At 68.4% G+C, this 922-nt stretch carries 1 protein-coding gene; it reads left to right on the top strand.

The genetic code is table 11. The annotated features are described in order from the left end of the window. The first annotated feature begins 143 nt into the window (after positions 1–143). Positions 144–899, top strand: coding sequence for an IS5 family transposase (locus MFF56_RS31850; RefSeq protein ID WP_238232215.1), 756 nt, complete (start codon positions 144–146; stop codon positions 897–899). Positions 900–922 lie beyond the last annotated feature (23 nt).

Raw genomic sequence — 922 nt, 5'->3', positions numbered from 1 at the left:
AGAGCCTGTTTGAGGTCCTCCGCCGGCCGTCCCCATCTGTCTCGTGTCACCAATACACGATCCGTCTGGCAGGACGGAGGAGAGAGCAGATGTGGACGGACCGGCATCGGACGCGTCATGAGACGCGCCTGAAGGATGTAGTGATGCAGGCGGGCCTGGACGAGGTGGCCCGCTTCCTTGAGCGGGCGGACCCGGCGACCCGGCCGAACGCCAAGTCGGCGCGTGCGGTGATGGCGGCCATTGCTTGGCACCTGCGTACAGGCGGCGGATGGCGGGCGCTGCCCGAAGGTTTCCTGCCGTGGCGCACGGTCTACGGCTGGTTCCGACGCTGGGTGGACAAGGGTCTGTTCGAGACGCTGATGCGAGCGCTGGCACGCCGTCAGCGCCGTCGCTGCGGGCGGCGTGCCACGCCGACCCTGGCGATCATCGACACGCAGAGCGTCAAGTGCCTCAGCGTGCGAGGGCCGCGCGGCTACGACGGCGCCAAGAAGGTCGTGGGCCGTAAACGTGTGCTGATGGTCGATGCGGAAGGGCACATCCTGGCGCTGGCCGTGGTGCCGGCCGACGTGCAGGACTGCGATACGCTGCCGACGTTGGACGAGGGCAAGCCGCTCTGGCCGAGCCTGCGCTTGGCCGTGCTCGACGGCGTCTTCCGGGCCAAGCGCTGCGAGGAGTGGTGCAACGTCCACGGCATGCGCTGCGAGATCGTCAAGAAGGACCCCGATCAGAAGGGGTTCGTGGTGCTGAAGCGCCGCTGGGTCGTGGAGCGCACCTTCGGCTGGCTGGGCCACTGGGGCGGCCTGCTGCGCGAGCGCGCCGGCCGCCTTGATGTCGCGACCGGCCGTCTTGCCTGCGTCGCCTGCCTCATGGCCGCCAACGCCCTCAACAATCCAGCCTGAGGTTTCGTCCTCAAACAGGCTCT

This window comes from Methylobacterium hispanicum (assembly GCF_022179285.1).
Classification (GTDB): Bacteria; Pseudomonadota; Alphaproteobacteria; order Rhizobiales; family Beijerinckiaceae; genus Methylobacterium; species Methylobacterium hispanicum.
The sequence above is the reverse complement of the archived record's forward strand: the minus strand, read 5'-3'. Positions and strand labels throughout refer to the sequence as shown.